This window comes from Pseudomonas sp. Arb-4-2C, assembly GCF_055755015.1.
This window is the reverse complement of sequence record NZ_CM146899.1, coordinates 2,485,656-2,507,091: the sequence shown is the minus strand read 5'-3', so window position 1 is coordinate 2,507,091 and position 21,436 is coordinate 2,485,656. Positions and strand designations below refer to the sequence as shown.

Below are 21,436 nucleotides of genomic sequence, written 5' to 3'. Positions count from 1 at the left end.
CCCAGAGTCACGGATCACTTGCAGTGTCCCATATGCCCCTGTTGGCTTGGCCTGGAACGCCGAAAGCTGACTAGTCGGCGCCTGTTTGGCCTCACTGGAAGGCGTTGGTGAAGTCGCACACCCCGCCAACAGTGCTACCGCTAACGCTCCTATGAAAATCCGCATGTTTGCTCCCTATGAATTTGGCCGTCGGCCGGTCATGCCGAATTAGTGCCTCAGCAGTTTAACGCTGGTCGATCTCAATTTTCTGAGTTGGGTCGGGGCTGTATTTCTGGCGCTTCAACTGAGGATCGCCAGCAGCCAGGCAGAAGAAATAGATCTCGGCTTCACCACAGCCACCGTGCAGCGCACACTCACTCGCCTGCATGTGATCGAGGAGTATTTCGCGTCCCTGTGAGGCGCAAAACACATTCGCCTCCTTGAGTGCCTGCCCTTTCGCAGAGGCAGGGCCGCCGAAAGGCACCCGGGTCGAAATCGTGTAGGTATCAGGCCCAACCTTTATCGGTCCGCTATCAGAGCAACCCGCCAATAGCGCAAATGCCAGCGCTCCTACGATCAATTTCATGCAGGTCACTCCTATTTAAAGCTGGCTGGGATGGTTGGCACTTCGACAACCTTACCGTCGACCATTCTGAATGAGATCACACGACTCGCCCCGGTCATGCCGTTCGCATGACTCCAGACCCACATTTGACCATCGGCCCGAGACACCACGGAGTACGGAGGTCCCATAATCTGGGTTACCTCTTCTTCGGTCATTCCGACCTTCACTTTTCTGGCTTCGTCGTACGAAAAATTCGTCCCGGCGCAGCCTGAAAGCGAAAACGCCAATACAGCAGCGGCGGCGAACTTGATCATCCTCATGGCTCGTCCTCATCCTTAAAGCACGGACTTTAACACCGGTTTCAGCCTGTACGAATCCCCAGTAACGCCCTGCTCGCGTTAAGTAGTAGCGTTTCGCCTTCAAGTGAATTTGCCAGGAAGGCTTGCGGATGGATCTCGCTACTGATTTGCCTAGTTATAAAGATTTGTATCTCCCTGTTCTGGTTGCGTTGGCATTTTGGGGGTTCAAAAAAGCTTTCATTCCAATTCAGCGCTCAGCTGGCCGAGCTCTCCGGAGGTCTCGATATAAGGAATTGAGGAAGGCGAAGGGAATTCGCGCGAATACATTTGCGGTGCACCGGCAACTACTGAAGGAAAGCGCACTATTCGGTGCCTTTTTGGTCTCCGCCATGGTCGCGCTGGGGACCATGCTGATTCTCGCCCAAGGCCCAATTACCCCAGCTCGGATAATCTATATATTTATCTACATGCTTCCCCCGCTCGGGTTCGAAGTCTGGTGGCTTCTCCAAAAAGCTTTCATTGATACACTGCTTCAAGAAACAAGTCGCCTCAGGTGTGGATTTACAAGAGAAATCCCGTCGCGATTTAAGTCGCCGAAGCGCGCACAGGATCGTGAAGCCCGACAGGAAAGAATCAGGATTGCGAAGAAGACAGCGACCACTTGGAAACAAGTGAAGCAATGTTGAGAAAAAGGATCTCCCAGTCCTTTGCCTGCAAGCCCAAGGACTGGGATTGCGCCAACTTCGGCGCGTTTATGACCTGGAGGTCAGTGTGTCGATGAGTCAAGCAGCACCGGTAAACACCGACATGAAAAAGGTCGATGACTCTACAAGTTACAAGATCTGGCCTTTTCAGTCGGCCGATGTCTCAGTAAATGGGGACCGCAACAACGGCGGGATCAATCTGATAGAAAACCCGGAGCTGATCGATGTCATTCACGAAGCTACGGCAGAAAACGGCTTAAAAGAGCTGCTTATCTCGATGAACGCACCAAACCGGGCATTCATGACGCTGGGTTGTCTTACCGGGGAAGTGGATGGGGCCTACTACTCCTACGTTGAGTTCACTCCTCGAGATCATCTGCTCGCTCAGAACGAAGAGTTGATTAAAGGCATTTACCGCTTGTGGCTGGAATGGTCGACAGAACATTGCTCCGCCCATCCTGGCCTTGCCGACGCACTTCATCAAAATGTGAAATGGGAGTATCGGGAGTTTTGGTTCCGCGGAAGCGATCCGCAATATCTGATAACGATATTTCCCCGCGCTCAATCCGCGCAGGATCACGGCTCTCTACTTTCATGGGTACACAACTTCCTTTGCAGTGTTGATCCAGCCACTCTCCGACATGTCCTGTAGGCAGGCTTAGTAGGCAGAGTGGGCATCTTTGTGCCTGAGAATCAGGCGCGTACGGTCGAGCCACGGCCCGCCGAAGACAATGACTTCAGATGGCCTGCCGTACAGGTGGTGCAGCAGGAACGGACCCGGCCCGAACGTCGCCGCATCCTCCCCTGGCAGCGCCGGGTCAGCGCCGAGAAAAATCCCGGCGTGGTTCGTGTAAACCGTCCGTCCCACCTCCATCACAATCATGTCGCCGCGCTGCGGCTGGTCGACCCGGTAGAAGCCGGCTGCCTCGTAGTTCGCCTCGTACAGGCTGGCGTTGTCCTTGCTTTCCCACCAACCATCAGTGCGCTGGAAGGCTTCGAACTCCAGCCCCCACTCGCGTTTGTACCAATCGGCGCAGACCTGCCAGCAGTCCCAAGCCCCGTGCACAAATGACCGCTTCAGCAGCGGCACCTCGCCGGACGGTGTGATGGTTCGCAGATCGCCCTCGGGCCAACTGAGGATGTGCCACGGCATGGCCGTCGCCTCGCACATGGCCAGGTCGCGCGGTGACGGGCGACTGGTGGCATCCGGATGCGAATGCACCACGCCGATCACCTCGCCGATGTCTTCGGCAGCTGCGTACTCCTCGGGATCGATCCGGAACTCCTCGTTCGGCTCGGTCGAGACGTTGTTGCACGGGTAATACTGCTGTTTGCGGCCCACGGCCAGCAGCAGCCCGCAGCACTCTTTCGGGTACTCGGCAGCTGCATGCGCCTGGATCGCGTTCAAAATGTGTTTACGCATATCAGCTCCGTGCGATCAGCGAGACGGCCGGGAAGCCGCCGAAAGGCAGCGGGTTGCCCTCGCCGAAGCGCGGGATGCAGCCCCTGCCCAGTGTGGCGTCGCACTCGTCCAGTTCCGGGTTGTCAGTAACGACGCCGTCCTTGGTCACGTACGGGCCGGTGTAGCCACAGTTCGCCTCCCTATAACCGCCGGTGAGGCACCAGTGGCAAAGCGTCGTGGCCTGCCGCCCGATCGACTCGTTGCCGACATCGCCCGGGCTGGCAAGCTCCCAACTGACGTTTTCTCCGTCCTCGTTCGTTTTCTGGTCGATGTACCAGACCTCGATCGTCTCTTGGGTTGGGTCTGCCTTTGGGTTGCCGGCCGGGAAGTTCGCCGCGTCCAAGTAGGTGCCCAACGTGTGACGCATCGTCAGCTTGAACTCGAGCAGATCCTCGAACGCCAGACAGAGCGCGGTGATGCGTCCGTTGACGTTGCCGACCGACAGCGTGGGCCGTACCGCTGTGCCGTCGCCGTTCGCCTCAATGCCGTCGATCTGCATCGGCCAAGCGCTGTACTCGTTGCCCTGCCAGTAGATGGCCTTCGCCGGCAATTGATCGGCGTTATCGCCGGCGGCTATCAGTTCGGCCGCCGTGTGCGGAATCGCGTGCCCGTGGAAGCGCAGAACGTCCGCGCCATAGTCCGTGCCGTCCAATTCAAAGAGCAGCACTTCGCTGCCAGGCTCAAGCACCTGGATATCACTGATCAGCGGCATGATTGCCCCTTATGGTTGGAATGCCCGCTCGAACGTGGCGGTGAGTTTGAAGACTCCGCCGCCCATTGGTGTGGGAGCGGGTTTTTTGCAGGTGAACAGCCCGAGCTCGCCGAGCGGCGTTGTCCAGAGAAACGCCTTTGCCCCGGCGTGTCGGTCGAGAAACGCCATGATCTGCAACACCTTGGCCTTCTGGCCGACGCAGGTAACTGGATAGGAGTCCTCTTTGTTGTTCGGGCCGTCGCCGACGTTCTGCGCGTAGCCGTTACCAAACTTCGAGGTGCGCACCCGATAATTGATATCGGGTGTTTCCCCGCGCTCGGTTGGCCAGGTGAATTTCTCGATGGCCATCAGGCCCTCCCATTTGCGCGTCGGAAGCTGGCTCCACCAGGCTGCCAAGAGTCGGCCACGACTCTTTCCGCAACGGCGCGCATTTGTGTTTGGAGATTTTTCGAAAGGGCTTGCTGGTCAATCTGCATGCCTTCGGAGCCTCGATCCTGGGTCACCACCGTGACCGGAGCGCTGATGCTGATTGCAGTCCCGGAGCCACCGCCGGCGGCGAGAACACCCAGCTTGCCGCTGGAAGTCCGGGTCAGCGGCATGATCGCCTCCGGCCCCGCCTCCCCCATGACCCCCGCCCGGCCGCCGGCCATCCCGAAGGCGGTCGGCGTGCTGACGATGCTGTTGGTGAAGGCGCCGCCATTGGCGAACATCTGCACACCGGATGACCAGGCGCCGCCGAGCGCTTGCGGGAAGTAGTTGCTGGAGTAACCAGCCGAGGACGCCCCGAGATTCGACGACGTCGCACCTGCTGATCCAGCCGCCAGCCCATTCCCGCCACCACCGCCCGTGAAGTAACTGGTGGCAGCGCCGACGAGGCTGCTCAACAACGCAGAGCTGGCCTGTCGGGTCGCGATCCGCGCCATGTCCGCCAGAATGGACTTGGTGAAGTCGGCGAACGATAGCTTCCCGGTCATGGCAAAGTTGACGACCGCGTCCTCCATCGAGCTGAAGGCGTTGCCGAACAGGGTTTTCGTCTGGCCGGCAATGTTGCTCGCCGAGTCCAGGTAGTTGGCCCAGGCCGATGTCGCGCCTTTGGTCCAATCACCCTGCGCTGCCTCCACATCCGCGTAGTTCTGGCGGATTTGGTCGGTGGCCGCCTTGTTCGCGTCGGCGAGAGCCTGCGACTTACGCCTGAACTCCTCCTCGGACATATTCCGCGACGGATCGGACTTCTGGTTTGCGAGCTCTAGCGACTGCTGAGCGAACCGGTCTTGCTGGCTGTTCAGCTCATTGTTGAGCGCGTTCTGACGATCACCCTGCCCGACGCCGAGAACGGCTCGCTGCCCTGCCAGTTCCAGCGCTCGCTGCTGTTGAGCCAGCGCCTGAACGTAGGTCGTGATCGCACGCTCTTGTCGGGCGAGACGGCCGGTCTCGTTCGAGGCAAGAACCTCGAGCTGGCTGTCCGCATCCTTCTGCGCTTTGACCATGCCAGCGCGCGCGTCGGCGATCTTCTGATCCAGCTGAATGCTTTGCGCGGCAGAGGTGGTCTTTTTAGCCTTTGCGGCTTCCAGTGCGGCGATCTCTGCCTCGTAGGCCGCAGTCACCTCGTCGCGCTCGTTGCCGATCAGCGCTTCGCGTTTCAGGGCGTAGTCGGCTTGCGAAACGAGCCCGGCCTTCTGCGCTGCGTCCAGTTCTTTCTGGGCGTTTTTGTACTCTTCGCTGATGGCTGCCAGGTTGTTCTTGGCATTGTCGAAGCCGGTCAGATCGACCTGAGTACCTGCCGTTTTCGCATCCTTGAACTGGTCGTTGATGTTCGCCAGATTCTTGTCGATCGCGGCCTGATTCAGGCGCGGGTCGTTGGGGGCGACCTTGCGAATATCTTCGAGCTGCCGCTTGTACTCCTTGATCGCCTCGGTGCGCTTCTGTTCATTCGTCCACGCCGACTTGGTGAGTGCGTCGATCTTGCCCATGGCGGTAACAGCTTCGCCCTGGGCTTTTGCCTGTTCCCCTTCCCATTTGGCGATATCGGCTTCAGCTGCTTTTTGATCTTCAAGCATGTTGAGACGATTCTGGTAGAGATCGATCATCTCCTGCTTGTTCTGGAACAGACCAACATTGCCCGACTGGGCAGATTCCAGGTTGCGGCGCGCCTGTTCGATATCGGCGTTGATATCCGGTCGGCCAAGGTTCTTCAAATTATCCGCGGCACGCGCAACAGCGTTGTAGCCTTTCTCCCAGAAACTCAGGTTCTCCAGGATTCGCGGGGTGCGCTCGTTGATCGCATCAGCGTACTGCTCTGTCGCCAGCTTCACAGCACCGGCATGGTCGCCCTGCTTCTCCAGCGCGGCGATCTGCGAGTAAACCGATGCGGTCAGGTAGTGGTATTGCTGATTCAGCGCAGCAGACGCCTTGACCGGGTCGTCAGCGAGCTTGGCGAACTCGGCCACGGTCTCGCTTACGGCCTTGCCAGTTGCCTCCTGCATCGACACGGCAGACTGGGTTATTCCGGTGAAGCTTTCGCCGGCGATCTTGCCGTTGTCGGCCAGCAGAGCGAGCACAGCTGCGGCTTGACCAGCGGTGCCAACGGTTGCGCTGACCTGGCGGGCCATGTCGCCCAATTGCCCGGCGCTCACACCGGCGTAGTTGCCGGTCAGGATCAGCGCTTTGTTGTAACTGTCCTGTTCCTCGCTCCCCTTGTAGAAAGCGTACGCCAGACCACCTACGGCAGCGGTGGCAAGCGCGAGCGGTCCGAGAATGGCGAGCAGTCCCGCAGCGCCCGCGCCTGCACCGGCGCCCAATTGCGCAACCGCACGTACGCCACTTCCCCAGTCCCCCGAGGACAGTGCATTGCCCAATTGAACGACGTTTTCCTGTGCCTGACGCGTGCCGAGGCGCAGCTTGTCGAAACCGGTGGTGGTTTTGTTGAGCTTGTCGTAATCCTTGTCGATCTTGCTCAGGGCGGTGTTGTACTCGTCCAGGCTGATCCGGCCGGCATCCAGATGCTTGCCCAGTTGCTCGACCTGGGTGTCCAGCTTCGCCAGTGCGGCGCGGGCCGGGTCAATGGCGCCCAGTAGGCTGTTCAGCGCCTTCTGTTCATCCATGGTCGACTTGGCCAGCGCTATCTGCTGCTTGTCGAGGTGCGCCGAGATCTTCGCGGCCTCAGCCTCGCCATAGGCGCCGGTTTTGGTCAGCTTCGCCAGCGCATCGCGCTGTTTGGCAAGGTCCTGCGTGGTCTTGGCGCTGGTAGAAAGCGACTTCTCCAGCGCCTGCATTTCGTTCATCAGCGAAATGGCGGACTGCTCGGCCCGGGCGCCGGCCTTCGCCATCTCATCCAGGCTCGTTTTGGCCTCAATCGCATCGGCCGAGTCGATCTTGACGCCGAGTTCTGCAATGTTCATCGACTCACCTTGAATAAGTGCCCGTGACTACGGGCTGTTTTCCCTTTCCTCCGCCATGACGCGCAGGGCTTCGCCTTCCAGCACCTGCAGGTCAGGAAAGATTTCAGCGAGTTTCTTTTTCTTGATGCCGAGGAAGCCGGCTACGTCGCGAATGCAGTTGTAATCGAGGCCGATGGCGCCACCGGAGCCGACCCGCCACTGCGTGGACATTCGGTTGAACAAGAGGAAGGCTGGCCAGTTGCATGGCCAGACCTCTACATCGTCACCCGACATATCGGCAGCCGTCAGCCCGAGGATGGCCAACTGCTCAGCAGAGGGCCCGCTTTCGTACAACGCCGCGGCTGCTTCCCTCAGTTTCCCAAGCGGGCCTGATTGAACGCGCTCTGATAGGCATTCACTACCGCTTCGGCGGTCCCCTGACACGACTTCACAAGGGCAAGGATGCTCTTGTCGTCGAACTTGTCATCGAAGCCCCATCCAGCGACCAAGTCCTTGACCTGCTGAACTTGATATTCGGTTTCGGCAGCAACGACATCCGACAATGTGGTGCCATCCCCGAACCCCTCGCGCATTTCCTTCGCCTTCAAGTTCCACTCGTCAAACAGCGCGGCGAGTGCCGGGCGATCGCGATACTTGAAGGTGAACTCGATTGCCTCGGGCTCGCACCCGACGATGGGTATGTGGACGAGAGCCTTGAACGTAGGGTTCTGGGCGATCCTGATCTTTGCCATGGGAAGTCCTTATGCGCCGGCCAAATAGCGGAGCGAGCGAGCCGAAAGCCCGATGCTGATGGTGCGCGTCATTACGTTGTTGCGCTCCATCGTTGGATCGGGGGTGATGCTCACATAGCCTGGGTAGAGGATTTGATCGCCATTGCGCAACTTCATGCGCACGACGGCCAGCTCTTTGGTGTCATCGAAGCCTTCGACAGTCTCGACGTATTGAGCGGTCGGCTGATCCTCAACCACGATGGTGATCGTGGTCGGGTTGCGGTTGGTTGGAAACTGCTTGTCGTCGTCATCTTCCAGGTAGCCGACAGTTTGGTATTGCTGCTCGCCGCCGGAGGATGTGAAGGACGTAACTTTCGAGATCTGCGTCCATCCGGACACCGGGATCACTGAGCCGGTACCCGCGCCCACAGTGAACTTGTCGGTGTTGGTGGTATTGAGGCCGGCCAGCGCAAATGCATCAGCGGTAACGCCGGACGCCTTTACTGCGCGGTCATTTATCAGCGCCCAGCCGGAGTTGATCAACAGAACGTCGCCGTTTTCAATGTCGTGCCCTACAGAGGCGGCGACCGGCGGTTTTGCATTGGTCAAAGCAGTGAAAGCGACGGCGGATCCCATAATGCTGGCGATCTCCAGCACAGCGCCGTTCGGCAGCGGGAAGCGTGCGGCCATGGTGTGTTTCCTCTTGAGTGCCCGCCTGACGGCGGTAGGTTATGCCCCAGCGGGCGGTTGGTCTGCGACACCTGCGTAGGTGAAACTGGCCGGGACCGTGTAGGTCGCCGACTCTGTGATTGTTGGCCCTTGATCCACTGGTTCCGTGATGAGGCCATCAAACCCGTTGCGGGCCAGTGGCGTGTCTACGCGAAAGAGTTGGGTCAGCTCTTCAACAAGCGTCTCTGCGGTGGCCATGGCTTGGGCAGATGGACAAACGATGCTGATCTGATAGACGCCGGTGTACTCGTACGCGTCCCCGCCGAGGTAACGGCAAGTGGTACTGGCTGGAAGCTGGAAAGCTCGCAGATAGGTTTCAGATGGATTTGGCGTGAAAGGCTGATTTGAGTAGGCCACTCGTATTGGACGCGCAGCCGACCATGCGGCCAGCTTCGTTTCGATGGCCTGACGGGCGCGTGCGTGACTCATACCTGATTGTTCCTGATGGCCTCCTGCACGATCTGCTGGAAGCGGGCCACGGTTACCCGAACCATTCCGCCGGGGGCCTGAGTGGAATGGCCGAACTCCAGAGGAATCGCATAGGGCAAGTTGTTGATGATGTACGCCATCTGGCCGGCAGTGAAATCGCTCATCGCGGCGACCAGCGCGGCGGTAGTTTCGGCGCCGCTCGGGTCAACCTCGTCGAAGGTGACGCTTTCGACCACACCGAGGGAAATGTGCCAGTTCGCGCGGAACCGGCCGCCGACGTAGCCTTCAGGCGCCTTGATGTCCATGCCGTCGTTGAGCTTGCGGCCCTTCTTCAGTCTGCCGCCCTTCGTGAGGTTGGCAGGGTCACTGCGCAAAGCGCTGTTGTGGTCGTCTACAGCCTTGTTGTACTGGGTCGCTACAGCATTCTGCGCCCAGATCTCCGGGTTACCCACTGGAGACATGCGGATCAGGCTACTGCCGACCTCGATGATGATCTCGCGCACACTGGCGTCGATCGCTTCACTGGTTTGAGCCGCGAACTCGGCCAGGCTCAGGGCGAAGCTGCCGGACTGCCCGGCGCCAGCCCTACTCATGACCTCACCTGCAGCTCATACAGGATCGGTGTTCCGGCGGGATTCACCTCTTTCAACGGCGGCACGATGGACCAGGTACGACCCTGAATGATCACTTTGTTCAGCAAGTCCGGTACCCACTCCAGGCCCTGCGCGGCGATCTTGAGCTTCTTGTCGCCCTGCTTGATGAGGCTGTTGTTCTGGAATTCCTGACCGGTGAAGTCGAGCAGGATGCCTTGGGCGGTCTGTTCAATGGTGGCGCCCGGTGAATCGCCACCTGTTTCAGGATCGTACTCGCCCGGCTGCGTCTTGCTAATGGTCACGGGCTGGCCGAACTCTGTGATCATCTCCAGAGCCATCACGGCCATTTCATCGTAGAAGGCCATGAGGGCTCCAGATCAGGTTCTAGTTTTAGGGGGCGGCTTCGAAATCTGCCCCTGAAGTCAGGTATGCAATGCCTATTGCGGGAATGGACACGCCCAATAGCAAGATCAGCAGATCCACTTGGCGATCATCGTGAAGGAAGTACAAAAGCAAAATTGATGCGATGGCCATCAAGGCGATAAGTCCTTGAGGAACGAGCGGCCCGAGAGTTCGCCGGACAGAATTTAACAATCGCTGTCGCCCAAATGCGCAAATCACTCCAAGGTAGAACCATTCGAAAATGGTGACCATGAAAATTGCCAAAGCCAATAAGTTCGCAAGCAACCCAGAACCAATCATGTCAAAGCCATCCTTAGCCTATTTGGTGAATTATTGTTTTGGCTAGGATAGTTACGCTATGCCCGGACGGCAAATAGCCCGCGCTTCTGTAGGTAGTCAGCAAACTGTGTCGCGCTCGGGCGATCCGGCGCCGCCGGCAACAGTCGGCCGCTGGTGTTCGGGATCGTCGCGTACTCGCGAGTTACCGCGCCCTCGACACGCTCGAGCGTGACCGCGCCTTTGCGCTTCTCGATCGGGTCGACGTCGTCGGTGTGAATCTCCGCAGCCAGCGCCATCTGTCCGTACTGGATCCGCGCCGGCAGGTAGTTGTCGGGCTTGATCTCGCGGTCCAGCTCAACGCCCCGACGCGGCCAGGATAGGGCCTGCTCGCTATTAGACTTTCGCCCTTTCCACGTCATACCGTCCATTGCCAGAGCGGCCCGGCGCAGCAGCGCTTCCTGCGCTGGCATCTCCGCCGGGATGGTCACGCCGAACTTCATGGCGTACATGGCCAGGTCTTCGGCGGACGCGTAGCTTTCGGCGTCGGGCTTGCCGGTGCCGTCCTCGATGATGAGAGTCATGAATCAGCTCGCTATCGTGTTCTGGATCGGATGCCACGTTACCGGGCACCCGGATTCTTACGCCTGCTGCAGGTTAGCAACTGCCTTTTCCAGCGATTCTACCGAAGCATTCGCCCGATACGTCACGTTGGCGGAGTCGAGCTTCGCTTTGAGGCCAGCGATCTTTTCGGCATTGTCGACTGGCTCTGCAGCAGCCTTCAGGCGCGCGACTTCAGCCCGGAGCGATTCAACCTCGCCCGCCAAGTTGTCACGTTCACCCGTGAGGGTTTCGAAACCTTCATGAATGGCCTCCAGCGCACCGAACAAGCGGATTGGCAATTCGCCGGCGCCCGGGTGTTCCAGATCCGATTGCCCCTCGGCGGCGTCGATCAGTCGCAGAATGCCGTCACGCTCGGCGCGCAGCGTGGCGTTGTCCTGTTCCAGGCCGGCAATGGCGCCAGCATTACCCGAATCAACCGGGTGGCTGATCAAAGGCTCCAGCACCGAAACCTCCACGCCCAGCGCTTCATAGGCATCGACTACCTTCGGCCAGTCGCCAATCACAACTGCATGAGTCACACCCGCTTCAGGCCGATCAAAGTGCGCTGGATTGCGGTAACGCTTTTCCGGATCGAAGTCCGAGTTCTGAGTGGAGTAAACCAGTTCCATAAAAGTCTCCGTAGCGGCCATTGCTGGCCGCTGTCAGGGCCATTATCAGCCGCCGGCTGGTGGCGTGGTGGTCAGGGTGATCAGCACGCCAGCAGTCACCTTGTTGCTGTTGGAATGCTTGACCCAGTTCGCAGCCGAACCCACGGCGGCAAGCGTTGGGTTCACGCCGCCAGCGGCTTCCTTCCAGCTGTAGCCGAGCACATCGATGTTGACGGTGCCTTCAGCGCGGTAGCCGATACCCAGGTTCTCTTCGTCATTCACCGCGTAGGAGCGGAAGCCAGGCGCTTGCGATTCAGTGATCACCACAGCGTTTGGCAGCAGGCCGAAGATCACATCTGCGGGCGCGGTGTCGGTGACCAGCACCGGCTTGCCGAGGGTGCCTGGCAGTCCGCCGTAGATTACGACACCGGCTTCTTCGTAGACCTTGTTCGCGATCGCCTCGTCGACGATGTCGAAGTAAGCACTGGAGTGCATGACCCACAGCGCGATACGGCCGAACTTGTCGCCGAACTTGCGCATGCCACGGGTCAGGGTCTTCTTGCCGTCGGACTCGATGTTGGCCGAAACCACCATCTCAGCGTTGGAGCTGATCGATGCGCGCAAAGCAGCAGTGGCGTACTGGATGAAGCCTTCCAGTGTGGCGTCAGCAACGTCGGCGCCGATGATTTGGGAGAACTCGTCGACCGGACGACCGCGGCGCTTGAACGCCTCTTCGGTGGTCTGGTACGGACCGTACTTCCACGGCGCCTTGACGCCAACGGCTTCGCCCGCGCCGATCTTCTTCGCGGTCACCTTGCCGGTGGAGTTGACGTCGCGATGCTCCAGCGAGCCGCCGATCTTGTAGAACGAGCGCTTGCGGAAGTCACCTTCGATCAGCTCGTTATCGAGCACGATCGCCCCATTGGACGATGCGTTGAACACATCGAGGTTGTCCTGGACACGCTCCAGGTATGCGGTTTGCGCCTCATCGTTGTAGATGATCAGGTCGCTGTTCACAGTCGTTGCCATGGGTGAATCCCCTTACTTGGGCAATTGCAGATATGCGGTTTGGCCGTGCTTGCGCTGGTAGTCGCGCTTTTGCTCGGCAGTCATTTCGGAGCGCTTGAATGCAGCCTGGCCGCCACCCCCGCCCGGGGCTTGTGTCCCTGAAGCCCTTGGCCACAGATGAGGTGCGCTTTCGCGCAAGGATTCCGCCCATTCGAGCGGAGTCAGAGGGGTCTTGCCGTCTTTACCGAGGATCACCTGGCCGGATTCATCAACGGCGACCGCTTCGCCCTCTTCGTTCAGCGAGAACACGCCTTTGGCGCGCAAGATGATGTCGTCGGTTGCTTCAGGAAGTGCGCCGGCCTTGAGTGCTGCCCCGCGTACCGAGTCGCCCAGGACTTTGCCCTGAAACTTGGCGGCGAATGCTTCGGCCTTCTCGGCCCGCGCGGTGAGCGCCTTCAACTGCTTATCGTTGTCGGCGCGCAAGCGCTCGGTGCGACGATTGAACACCTCGTCCACCTTGCCCTCAGTCAGCAGCTTGGTTTCCTCGTCTTGGCCGGCGCGGCTGAGCAGGCCTTTGACGGCGTCAATGTCGATGCCTTCGAATTGGGTTTCGAACTGGGTCAGCTTGCCGGTGGTTTCCTTCAGCTTGCCCAGCAGTTCGGAGTTTTTGGTTTTCAGACCAGAAACAGAGGTCTCAACGGCAGTCGCGATAGCGGCCTTAACTGCCGGATTGTCCAGGTCGATTTCGTTTTCTTCTGCCACGTTGATGCACCCCTTGGGTATGTGTTACCCGCTTTGCAGGCATAAAAAACCCCAGCTAATGCCAGGGCTGTTGATTCAGCGGGAGGGTTATGGAGTGATGCCAGAGCAACGAATCCTTCCCCCCGTCGTTAGCGTGAGTTCAACCCACGGGTAGCTTCCCTGCAGCCGTTTTTTCACCAGCTGGTAGATTTCTTCTTTGCGATCAACTGGCCCTTCAATCGGAAAATCATCAAAGCCGCCCGTTCCACTTGGGTAGCTAGCCAGTAGCTTGAAAAAAGACTCAATCAGATCACCAGTCACCCTTACACCCTGTTCGAACTTCATACCCATGTAGCACCTCACTGCTGATTCAGGTGCCATGGTAAGGGCATTTTCAAGGGTCAAAACTTGGTGGTTTGCATGGTGTCTAGAGCCCTGCTCGCTCAAATGCCAGCGGCTCAAGTCCCTTCATCTGCGCTAGGGTCAGCGGCGCGAAATTGCGATCTAGCTGTAGTTCGGCAAAGCGCTCGACGCTCAGTCCCCCCTCGCGGAACAGCTTGGCCCGCACCGGCCCAAGCGCCACGTCCTGAAACGACGCCGGCTGCTGCTGTAGCCAGTGGTAATAATCGAGGCTCGCACTGACCTGCCCCGCTCCACCTGCGCCCACCGCCGCCCGCGTGGCGCCCTTGGCGAACATCTCGCTGAGCTTGGTCAGCAGGATGAACGTAGTACGGCAATTCGGGTGAAACGGTGGACGCGGCCCGGAATCGACCGGGAATCGTCGCTTATCCATCGACCGACACTGCTGGCTGGTCTTGCTGTCCAGCGTGGCGACCATCTCGACTTCGGACACGATGTCCGTATTGGCCTTGGCCACCTCCATGCGCGCCTGAGACGACACATGCTGAATCGCAGTGTGCACAACCGTGCTGGCATTGCGGTTGGTGGTAGCAAGAATGCCGTCCTTGTAGCCGGATGCCTTGGTGCCGCGAATGTTGCGGATGATCTGGAAGTTCGTTTGACCTTCGAAAAATCCCTGCCGAATCGTGCCGGTGACGCGCTCGCGCTCGGCACTGGTCCAGCCCTTGATGAACGACTTCAGCAGCTTGCCGCCACCGGTGCCGCGCACGCTGAGGGGATTGGTCAGCACCGCGGTGCGGATAGCCGCTGCCATCGGAACGACCACATCCAGCGAGACGCCAACCGGCGCTGACCGGCCCAGGCTCGACGCCTCAAATTCAGCCTCGTAGTTGGCGATGTCGATCAGGTCGAGGTTCAGTTGCGCGCTGTAGCGGTCGAAGATGCCCAGCAGCAGGCTGTCCACCTCTTTCAGCAGCGCCTCCAGCCGCTTCACGTTGTACTCGGTCAGATCCGACTGGGTGAGCCTGTCGCGAATCGAGCGGTCGATCTCCTTAAGGAAGGGAGCGAACTTACCGACCTCCCCAGCCTTCAGCTTTTCGAGGAAGACCGCGTGCCGAATCGTGGCGTCAAGGAATGCTTGGTTTGCCGCCATCTACTTTGTCCTCGTCGTCCAGACCCAAGCCGTCGCCCTGCTCTGCCAGCTCACCGTCGATTTGCTGGTCTGTGCGTTCCGGCGCGATCAGGCCCAACTTGCGCAGGTACGCCCGAAGATCCGCTTTGGCGAAACCGCCGTTCTGCCAGAGACCGACCAGTGCGGTGATCATTTGCGGATCAGCCGTCAGCTCCACGAATTCCTGGTTGATCTGGTAGGCAACCTTCGCGTCGTCGACGCCCATGTAGGTGCAGCACCACATGATCGCCCGGGTGTAAGCCTCGCTGACGTTGGCCACACAGCCGGCGAGCACCGATGTCGATGCCGACTGATCGCCACGGGCTTCGGTCGCCGTCTTGGATGAGAGAGAAGCCACGACCATTCGGGCGCCCAGTTCGATCATCATCTGGTTCTTGTCAGCCATAGCCTCCTTGACAAGCGTATTAGGCAATGGCTGCGCGTAACCGAAGGCTCCGCCTGCCGGCAGCATCATCGGCGCGCGGGAGCCGACGTAAACGCCGTTCTTCTCCATCCAGTCGCGCCACTGCTCATCCAATCCGGAAATCCAAGGCTGAGCCTGTCCACACCAGAAGACGCTGTCCTCGTAGTCGGCGCTGTTCCGATAGTGGCCCAGGTTGATCATGGCGATGTCGTAAAGCGGTGACTCGTCGATACTCGGGTCGTTGTTCTGCGCGCCGACGAAGGTGAACGGGATCTCCTTCAGGCGGCCGGCGGCACCGGTGGGCTTGAACTCCTCAACAACAGCCAGCGGCCCGCCGCCTTTCGGCCCGGATCGGCGCCAAACGCGGCAGACAAAGCCACCATCCTCGAGAGCCAGTTCCCGGTACTGCTCGATCACCTTGAAGCCGAAGCCGTCTTCGATTTCCGGCGATTCGCGCAGCACCACCAGGGTCAGCACGCAGTGTCCGTTCACCATGCCCGTACGCCAGTTGATGATGTCTTCGGCGCAGTACGACAGGATCACCGAGTGCCCACCGGTGCCGGCGTCTTGGTGATAGTCGACGTAAAGACCATGCCGCCCAGCCTCAAGCACCTTTTCGAGTGTGCCTTGCGAGTGCTGGTAGATGCTCACGCCGGAGCCGTTGGCGTTGTCCTGCAAGTACTCCATCTTCTTGGCAACTGTCAGCGTCGGGTCTTTGTGAAACGCCAAACCGAGCAAGCCATTGCGCGTGTGACCGGTGGCGTTCTTGAACACCGCCCGTTCGCGATAGGCCTTGTTTCGGTCTACGTTCTCCGGCGACTTGTCGTGAGCATTGATGTACGGCAGTCGGTCAACAACGCGGTGCTGACCGGCGCAAACATCGCGCACGGTTGCCCAGCGATCCAGCACTTCGATGTAGTCCGCCCGCTTGAAGGAGACGTCGTTGCTCATCGGGCGTATCCCATTTTGATAGCGGTGACCGGTTTGATGATCGGGTACTCGCGGTGAATGAAGTAACCGCCGCCGTCGTTGGCGTGGTCGTTTCCTTGGCTCTTGTCTGGCTCGCCGTTAGGCGCCCAGATCTGTTGTTCGAGGCCGTCGGCGTATGTCGGGCATGTAAACGGGTTGACCAGGTACCGACGTTCGCCCTGCGCGTTGCAGAACATGGCATTCATGGCGTTGATCCGATCCTTCACCGGCGGGTTGGCCGCTGGCGCGATGACCGTGAAGCCTGCCTGCTTCAGCATGGCGATATCGGTGAGGCTGGCATTGACCGACTTGCGCGAATCGCCGGAGGCGTCCGGGTAGATCCGGATCTCGCAGGTCTTCTTGTAGTCGTTGCCGGTGTGTTCCCAGTACCGCTCTTTGATCCTACGGATCATGTCCGGTGTGTCATAGCCATCCATCAACTCGTCCACGGCGCGCGGCAGGCCCTGGTCACGCTTGACGTGGGTGATCGCCGCCATCTTGCCGACGTTGAAGTCCATGCCGATGAATAGCGGCTCGCCGGGCTGGACCGTGTCGAAGCACTGGTTCAGCTTGCGATCGTAAGCGTGATAGATCGATCCGGATGTCAGGTTGACGAACTGGCCGTTCAGGTAAGCGCGGATCAACTGTTCGGGGTACGACTCCATCAGCGAGGCGATGTAGTCGTCAGGCAGGTTCAACTCGTTGTCGAAGGTGCTGGCCTGGATCAGCCCATACATCTCCTTCAGCGCAGGCTTGTCGCGCAATTGCTTCACGAACTGGAGAAAGACGAACTTGAAGCCTTCCGGCGTCGTGGTCACGTCCACGCCGTTTTTCAGGCCGGGGATGTTGTAACGCATCCGGGCAATAATCTTGCGCCACGCCTGCTGCGCCTTGATCGACGTCAACACGTCCAGCTCGTCGACCAGTGCGTGACCGATCTTGAAGCCGACGATGGTCTGCGGCTTTTCCATCGACCGGCAAATCACAGTGCCGCGGTATTGCCGGCTGCTGTAGATGTGAACCTCATGGTTCGCTTGGTTGATCTTGGTCTTCAGCCCCCAGTCGTAGGCCACCTCCTCCATCGTGGGATAGAAGATGTCGCGGATCTGCGGGTAAGTCGGAGCGAAGTAACCGGCGTTGACGCCGGGCCACTCCATGAAATGCTTGCTGAGCGCTGAGCATCCGACCCAGGTTTTCCCAGAGCCGAAGCCAGCAACGAAAGCGCGAAACTTGTGGGGCAACAGAAGGAACTGCGACTGCGGAACGTTAAGGCTCGGCATTCGGCTTCCTCGCATCCACTACGTCGACCTGAATGCGCGTCGGGATTGCCGGCTCATCGTCCGGCTCATCCTTCCGGTGCCGGTTGACGTAGACGTCACCGACTTCCTTCGCCGCCTGCTCGAGGATCTGCATAGCCAGGCCGATGTTCTTCATCGTCTCGGCCTTCTCAACGAACCGGTTCATCGCTCGGAGGCGATAGGCGCGGTTGGCGATCGGGATCTCGGCGGTTTCTTCACGGAAGCGCTTGCGGGCATCTTCAAACATCGTCACCCAGCGCTTGGCCAGGCCTTTCCCTGATGTCTTTGTGGGGTCGTGTGTCTCAACCTGCTGGCGAGTCACCGTGATCCCGTATTCCTTTTGGACGGCTTCAACAACCTGTGAAGGCGTGTCGAAGCACGCCAAGGCCTGAACGATAAAGGCCTTCACGTCGTTTTGAAGGGCTGCCATAGATTCTCATCCGTCCAGAGCCTGTCCAGAATCAGGCCGACTTGAGCAGACAGGTTCCGCAGGCCCTCGCAATGTTCATTTTTCCTACCTCAGCAGGCTTGTTTGCAGCGTCCACCAACTCTTGAACCGCCGGGCTTGCACCATACCGACGCACCACACCGAAGAACTCTTCAACGTCGTGTCCGCGCATCTCAAGCTTGGGCAATCCTTCATGGGTGAACTTGGGTGCGCCGTACTGATCAGTCGCTTGGGCGATGTGGTACAGCTCATGCTCGACCAATGCGCAGAAGTCAGCGTCGGAACACTGAGAGCAGTAGTCGGCAGCCAAGGTGATGATGAAGTCCGGCACATCGCCGAACCAATCCAGCATCTGTTGTTCCATCCGAGCCTTCTGCCAACCGCCGGCGCGGAACGCGACCTGTTCGGCCTGGCCCACCACCGTGCGCCCCTTCTTCGTGAAGGCTGCAGACGCCCACATCACACGGATGTCCGCATCGATCAGATGGGCATGGTCTTCGTTGTGGATGCTGCCGGTCTCCGCGAGGATTTCGGACTGGAGCCACTCCCACACGTCAGGAGCTGGAATCAGCGATATAGCTGCTGACTGAAGCAGATCGGGAGGCGGGATCGGTCGTCGGGTCATTTATCCCTCCCCCTTGAGAGGGGCAAATTGAGTCAAAAAAGAATCTTTCGACGTGGTTCACTCGAAGCTCACCACTTCGAGTAATCCTATGAAGCGCGTCATCGTCATTGCCTTGGTAATAGCCGCACTTGGCTATTTGGTCGATCCGGAATGTTACGACGGTAGAGGGGTAATAGCTTGCCTTGCAGCCAAACCCTGAGCACCTCCCCCCTAGCGCAACTTGACTTGGTAGATTCCACTACAACGGTCATTTGCCTTCGAGGATTTCCGCTATACGTATCCGCTAGACCCAGTCCACTGCTTGGAATGCTTGAAAAGCAAAAAACCTGCCTTCACTACTGCTTGTAACGCCGGCTCATTATGTCGACGCCTACCACTTTAAGGACTTATCAATGCCGATCGCTGTCACGGACCAAAATCGACTCCCCCTTAATACCATCTCACCTGGAATTACGAGTGCTGATGAAGAAGTTATCCTGATCCTTGAAGCCAGCAAGGCGAATCAGGTTGCGGAGGATCACTACAAAGACGATTTTTGGGATGGCCCCGACCTGTTTAAGCTCAATGCTTGCCTGAGATTCTTGAAGCAATCTCCCCCAGAACCGCTGGAGCTTCCCATCATCTACTACAACGTGCATCCGCATGTTCGATTCTGCGATGGCAGGCATAGAACAACCGCTCTAGTCGACATGGGTTTGAAGACAGTTCCAGTCCTCACCAGTCAAAAAATTGCAAATGGGCTAGAACATCTTTGGGGGAACAAGCAAACCGCACTGGCTGAATACGATTTCACCAACTGCACCACAAAGACAATTCTAGGGACGGCATGAGAATGTCGCGACACAGTTTGCTATTTCGCAAGACGTGTCGCGACTACTCGGCCTTGCGGCTGGGCAACTTGAAGTCAGTCACCCGATCCGCGATGTTCCGGATCTTCTCCACACCCAGGAAGCCAACCCAGCCACCGGCAAAGGTGGCCATGCTCTGTGGCAGGCCGAAGAAGTCCAGGCCGCTGATGATGGTCAGTGTTAGGCCGCCGCAGATAGCGCCTTCCACCAGCATCTGGCGACGAGTGCCTCCACCGTAAGTGATCCGCAAGACGGCCATCGCGCAGGACAGCGCAGCCGCATAGAGGATCGGCGAATGCTGGCTCAACCACGCAAGCGCTATCGCCCATGTGTCTGGTTTGTCTGGCATGTTTGGCATCTCTGTTCCTCCCCGTCAGGGAGTGATGGTCAATTGGCAGGGACTTTCCCGCGGATTTGGATCAGCTCCGTCTGCACTCCCAGCTCGGAGAAATGGGTGTATGAAGCCGAAAACGAAAAAGCCCCGACAGACGTCGAGGCTCGAATTTGATGCGACGCATAACCGCGAGCGTTATGCGTTTCTCAACGCCAAATAGAACTGGCGAATAAGAACTGCTGAAGCTCCCCAATACGAAACGGCCGCTGCGAAAGCGAGCCCTGTATTATTGACACCAATTGCAGCGCTCAAAGCACCAGCAGCGAGTGCGAATAAAACCACAGGCAAGCAAATGACTAGCGCTAGAATCCTTGTCCATTGTGCGTTTTTGCCTAGCATTAGAAGCCCAGAAGCGGTCAACTGAAGCAATGAAAAACCAATAGAAAAATAAAGCGCATATATGACGATAAAAAATTCTGGCGGGCTTTTGTCACCCACATTGACTGCAGCCATGGAGCCATGCAGCGAGTACCAAAGAAGAAAAGCCCCCCCAAGAGTTAGCGCCGTCGGTGTAAATATTCCTCGAAAAACTCTCATATTCCCCTGCTAGAAGGTGCCCCAAGAAATAGGGCACCTACCCCAACTAATTAACGATTAATCGAAAAGCCAAGCGAACCTTCGATTGCGATCTGGTATGGCTGAGCATGCATGTATTCCTGCACGGCAGCAAGTACCGAGGTCGCGCTTTCGCCGATCACGCTGCGGAAATTGCTAGGGTTGGCGTCATAAATATCATTGTATGCCCGAGCAGTACCATTGAAGGAGATTCGCCCGTTCGCATCCTTGTTGACGACGCCTTCGATTTTCAAAGTGATATGACCAAGCCAAGAAGCTGTCAACCATGAATCGTCAGAGGTGTTGTATGGCACCTTGTCTAGGAAAACTGGGGAGCTTCCTACCTGTGCTGCCGCAAAAGCCGCCTCTAGCATTGGAATCGGAGTGGCGGAAAGGTTAAGCCCCAGATTGTTGATGTTGGTTTTGGCCGTTGCGCCTTTACCCATAACAAAATGACTCAGCGCCGCTGTAGGACTCAATGTACCGCCGGAGAATTCAGTGTTGTTATCAAAAACCGCTTTTTTGCCCACTTGAATGCCGACATAGGTCAAAGCTTGCGCAGGACTTTGGCCGGGATTTTTACAGGAGAATGTGTCAGCCCATGCCATCGTACCCATGTCCGCGGCCATGGCAGCCGTCAGAGAAGGGACCTTTCCATTTCTCATGTAAAATGCCTGCTCATTGCAAATTTTCATGAGCATTTCACGCCAGTAACCTTGAGCATAAAAAGTATTACGCTCCTGTTGCTGTTGAAGCATGACGAGCGCAGGGTTAGGGCCTGGGAAAGGTTGGCCGCCGCTAGGACTCGAGTAGCCTGGCTGTGTAGCTGTGACATAAATTGGTGGTAGTTCGATTGCGCTCATTTTCTTTCCTACGATGATTTAAATTTCGCAGCGCTTGCTGCACTTGAGTCGCTCGTAGGCGATCGCTCGAGGCTCGTGGCCTTCTCATGATTCAACGTCCCGCATCGGGAACATTTGATCTGGAGCTCGGTAAACTCACCCACCCGGGCGAGAAGTCTGTTGCATTTTCCACATCTGCATTCTTTCAACATCTGCAAGTCCGTTTGATTTTCTGCTAGGCTCCGTCCCGCTCGCGCGAGCAGTGAGGGCCTTGGCTGGCTTGC

At 58.3% G+C, this 21,436-nt stretch carries 30 protein-coding genes; 3 read left to right on the top strand and 27 right to left on the bottom strand.

What is annotated here, in order from left to right; translation table 11 throughout:
• Window positions 1–223 precede the first annotated feature (223 nt).
• Window positions 224–565 carry a hypothetical protein gene (locus tag AC0J41_RS11275; protein ID WP_262142710.1) on the bottom strand — a complete coding sequence of 114 codons (342 nt, stop codon included), beginning with the start codon at window positions 563–565 and terminating at the stop codon, window positions 224–226.
• Between the two features lie 11 nt (window positions 566–576).
• Entirely contained in the window at window positions 577–858 is a 282-nt protein-coding gene (locus AC0J41_RS11270; RefSeq protein ID WP_473015589.1) for a hypothetical protein, read from the bottom strand.
• Between the two features lie 134 nt (window positions 859–992).
• Here AC0J41_RS11270 and AC0J41_RS11265 point away from each other — a divergent pair, with 134 nt between their 5' ends.
• Both AC0J41_RS11265 and AC0J41_RS11260 read left to right on the top strand, forming a co-directional pair.
• A complete protein-coding gene (locus tag AC0J41_RS11265; RefSeq protein ID WP_473015588.1) occupies window positions 993–1,529 on the top strand; it encodes a hypothetical protein in 537 nt (178 codons plus the stop codon).
• 91 nt (window positions 1,530–1,620) lie between these two features.
• Window positions 1,621–2,199 (top strand): hypothetical protein, encoded by a 579-nt coding sequence (locus tag AC0J41_RS11260; protein ID WP_473015587.1) that lies wholly within the window; start codon window positions 1,621–1,623, stop codon window positions 2,197–2,199.
• A 6-nt stretch (window positions 2,200–2,205) separates the two neighbouring features.
• On the opposite strand, the gene AC0J41_RS11255 is transcribed toward AC0J41_RS11260, so the two are convergent.
• The 21 genes from AC0J41_RS11255 to AC0J41_RS11155 form a co-directional block, all read right to left on the bottom strand.
• On the bottom strand, window positions 2,206–2,970 hold the full coding sequence (locus tag AC0J41_RS11255) for a C40 family peptidase (protein ID WP_473015586.1): 765 nt from the start codon (window positions 2,968–2,970) through the stop codon (window positions 2,206–2,208).
• Between the two features lies 1 nt (window position 2,971).
• The gene (locus tag AC0J41_RS11250) at window positions 2,972–3,721 is read right to left on the bottom strand and encodes a phage minor tail protein L (protein WP_473015585.1); all 750 of its coding nucleotides are present in this window, start codon (window positions 3,719–3,721) and stop codon (window positions 2,972–2,974) included.
• 9 nt (window positions 3,722–3,730) lie between these two features.
• Window positions 3,731–4,069, bottom strand: coding sequence for a phage tail protein (locus AC0J41_RS11245; protein ID WP_473015584.1), 339 nt, complete (start codon window positions 4,067–4,069; stop codon window positions 3,731–3,733).
• Window positions 4,069–7,119 (bottom strand): phage tail tape measure protein, encoded by a 3,051-nt coding sequence (locus tag AC0J41_RS11240; protein ID WP_473015583.1) that lies wholly within the window; start codon window positions 7,117–7,119, stop codon window positions 4,069–4,071. Before AC0J41_RS11240 ends, AC0J41_RS11245 begins: the two co-directional genes overlap by 1 nt.
• Window positions 7,120–7,146: 27 nt before the next feature.
• A complete protein-coding gene (locus AC0J41_RS11235; RefSeq protein ID WP_049827997.1) occupies window positions 7,147–7,392 on the bottom strand; it encodes a DUF1799 domain-containing protein in 246 nt (81 codons plus the stop codon).
• Window positions 7,393–7,469: 77 nt separating this feature from the next.
• Window positions 7,470–7,850 carry a phage tail assembly chaperone gene (locus AC0J41_RS11230; protein WP_119428285.1) on the bottom strand — a complete coding sequence of 127 codons (381 nt, stop codon included), beginning with the start codon at window positions 7,848–7,850 and terminating at the stop codon, window positions 7,470–7,472.
• 9 nt (window positions 7,851–7,859) lie between these two features.
• Window positions 7,860–8,519 (bottom strand): phage tail protein, encoded by a 660-nt coding sequence (locus tag AC0J41_RS11225; RefSeq protein ID WP_150729345.1) that lies wholly within the window; start codon window positions 8,517–8,519, stop codon window positions 7,860–7,862.
• A 39-nt stretch (window positions 8,520–8,558) separates the two neighbouring features.
• Window positions 8,559–8,987 carry a phage tail terminator-like protein gene (locus AC0J41_RS11220; protein ID WP_150729346.1) on the bottom strand — a complete coding sequence of 143 codons (429 nt, stop codon included), beginning with the start codon at window positions 8,985–8,987 and terminating at the stop codon, window positions 8,559–8,561.
• On the bottom strand, window positions 8,984–9,580 hold the full coding sequence (locus tag AC0J41_RS11215; protein ID WP_150729347.1) for a hypothetical protein: 597 nt from the start codon (window positions 9,578–9,580) through the stop codon (window positions 8,984–8,986). The genes AC0J41_RS11220 and AC0J41_RS11215 overlap by 4 nt, the downstream gene beginning before the upstream one ends.
• On the bottom strand, window positions 9,577–9,945 hold the full coding sequence (locus AC0J41_RS11210) for a hypothetical protein (protein ID WP_447807371.1): 369 nt from the start codon (window positions 9,943–9,945) through the stop codon (window positions 9,577–9,579). The genes AC0J41_RS11215 and AC0J41_RS11210 overlap by 4 nt, the downstream gene beginning before the upstream one ends.
• Window positions 9,946–9,970: 25 nt before the next feature.
• Entirely contained in the window at window positions 9,971–10,282 is a 312-nt protein-coding gene (locus AC0J41_RS11205) for a hypothetical protein (protein WP_473015582.1), read from the bottom strand.
• Between the two features lie 56 nt (window positions 10,283–10,338).
• Entirely contained in the window at window positions 10,339–10,842 is a 504-nt protein-coding gene (locus tag AC0J41_RS11200; RefSeq protein ID WP_473015580.1) for a DnaT-like ssDNA-binding protein, read from the bottom strand.
• Window positions 10,843–10,899: 57 nt separating this feature from the next.
• The gene (locus tag AC0J41_RS11195) at window positions 10,900–11,490 is read right to left on the bottom strand and encodes a hypothetical protein (protein WP_473015579.1); all 591 of its coding nucleotides are present in this window, start codon (window positions 11,488–11,490) and stop codon (window positions 10,900–10,902) included.
• A gap of 45 nt (window positions 11,491–11,535) precedes the next feature.
• Complete coding sequence (locus AC0J41_RS11190) at window positions 11,536–12,498, bottom strand: major capsid protein (RefSeq protein ID WP_473015578.1); 963 nt, start codon at window positions 12,496–12,498, stop codon at window positions 11,536–11,538.
• A gap of 12 nt (window positions 12,499–12,510) precedes the next feature.
• Window positions 12,511–13,239, bottom strand: coding sequence for a hypothetical protein (locus tag AC0J41_RS11185; protein WP_473015577.1), 729 nt, complete (start codon window positions 13,237–13,239; stop codon window positions 12,511–12,513).
• Between the two features lie 87 nt (window positions 13,240–13,326).
• The gene (locus tag AC0J41_RS11180; protein ID WP_473015576.1) at window positions 13,327–13,569 is read right to left on the bottom strand and encodes a RidA family protein; all 243 of its coding nucleotides are present in this window, start codon (window positions 13,567–13,569) and stop codon (window positions 13,327–13,329) included.
• A 76-nt stretch (window positions 13,570–13,645) separates the two neighbouring features.
• Window positions 13,646–14,731, bottom strand: a complete 1,086-nt coding sequence (locus tag AC0J41_RS11175) for a minor capsid protein (protein ID WP_473015575.1) — start codon at window positions 14,729–14,731, stop codon at window positions 13,646–13,648.
• Window positions 14,706–16,124 carry a DUF4055 domain-containing protein gene (locus AC0J41_RS11170; RefSeq protein ID WP_473015574.1) on the bottom strand — a complete coding sequence of 473 codons (1,419 nt, stop codon included), beginning with the start codon at window positions 16,122–16,124 and terminating at the stop codon, window positions 14,706–14,708. Before AC0J41_RS11170 ends, AC0J41_RS11175 begins: the two co-directional genes overlap by 26 nt.
• Window positions 16,121–17,422 carry a terminase large subunit domain-containing protein gene (locus tag AC0J41_RS11165; RefSeq protein WP_473015573.1) on the bottom strand — a complete coding sequence of 434 codons (1,302 nt, stop codon included), beginning with the start codon at window positions 17,420–17,422 and terminating at the stop codon, window positions 16,121–16,123. The genes AC0J41_RS11170 and AC0J41_RS11165 overlap by 4 nt, the downstream gene beginning before the upstream one ends.
• The gene (locus AC0J41_RS11160; RefSeq protein ID WP_473015572.1) at window positions 17,409–17,870 is read right to left on the bottom strand and encodes a DUF2280 domain-containing protein; all 462 of its coding nucleotides are present in this window, start codon (window positions 17,868–17,870) and stop codon (window positions 17,409–17,411) included. The genes AC0J41_RS11165 and AC0J41_RS11160 overlap by 14 nt, the downstream gene beginning before the upstream one ends.
• Window positions 17,871–17,901: 31 nt before the next feature.
• Window positions 17,902–18,513, bottom strand: a complete 612-nt coding sequence (locus tag AC0J41_RS11155) for a putative metallopeptidase (RefSeq protein WP_473015571.1) — start codon at window positions 18,511–18,513, stop codon at window positions 17,902–17,904.
• A gap of 392 nt (window positions 18,514–18,905) precedes the next feature.
• Here AC0J41_RS11155 and AC0J41_RS11150 point away from each other — a divergent pair, with 392 nt between their 5' ends.
• The gene (locus AC0J41_RS11150) at window positions 18,906–19,343 is read left to right on the top strand and encodes a hypothetical protein (RefSeq protein ID WP_473015570.1); all 438 of its coding nucleotides are present in this window, start codon (window positions 18,906–18,908) and stop codon (window positions 19,341–19,343) included.
• 43 nt (window positions 19,344–19,386) lie between these two features.
• Here AC0J41_RS11150 and AC0J41_RS11145 read toward each other — a convergent pair whose 3' ends face one another.
• From AC0J41_RS11145 to AC0J41_RS11130, 4 genes are all read right to left on the bottom strand, one after another.
• Window positions 19,387–19,719 carry a phage holin, lambda family gene (locus tag AC0J41_RS11145; RefSeq protein WP_085747314.1) on the bottom strand — a complete coding sequence of 111 codons (333 nt, stop codon included), beginning with the start codon at window positions 19,717–19,719 and terminating at the stop codon, window positions 19,387–19,389.
• Between the two features lie 171 nt (window positions 19,720–19,890).
• Window positions 19,891–20,208 carry a hypothetical protein gene (locus AC0J41_RS11140; protein ID WP_473015569.1) on the bottom strand — a complete coding sequence of 106 codons (318 nt, stop codon included), beginning with the start codon at window positions 20,206–20,208 and terminating at the stop codon, window positions 19,891–19,893.
• A 134-nt stretch (window positions 20,209–20,342) separates the two neighbouring features.
• Complete coding sequence (locus AC0J41_RS11135) at window positions 20,343–21,173, bottom strand: lipid II-degrading bacteriocin (RefSeq protein ID WP_473015567.1); 831 nt, start codon at window positions 21,171–21,173, stop codon at window positions 20,343–20,345.
• Between the two features lie 8 nt (window positions 21,174–21,181).
• Window positions 21,182–21,364: a Com family DNA-binding transcriptional regulator gene (locus AC0J41_RS11130; protein ID WP_473015566.1), complete on the bottom strand. Its 183-nt coding sequence runs from the start codon at window positions 21,362–21,364 to the stop codon at window positions 21,182–21,184.
• Window positions 21,365–21,436: the final 72 nt, after the last annotated feature.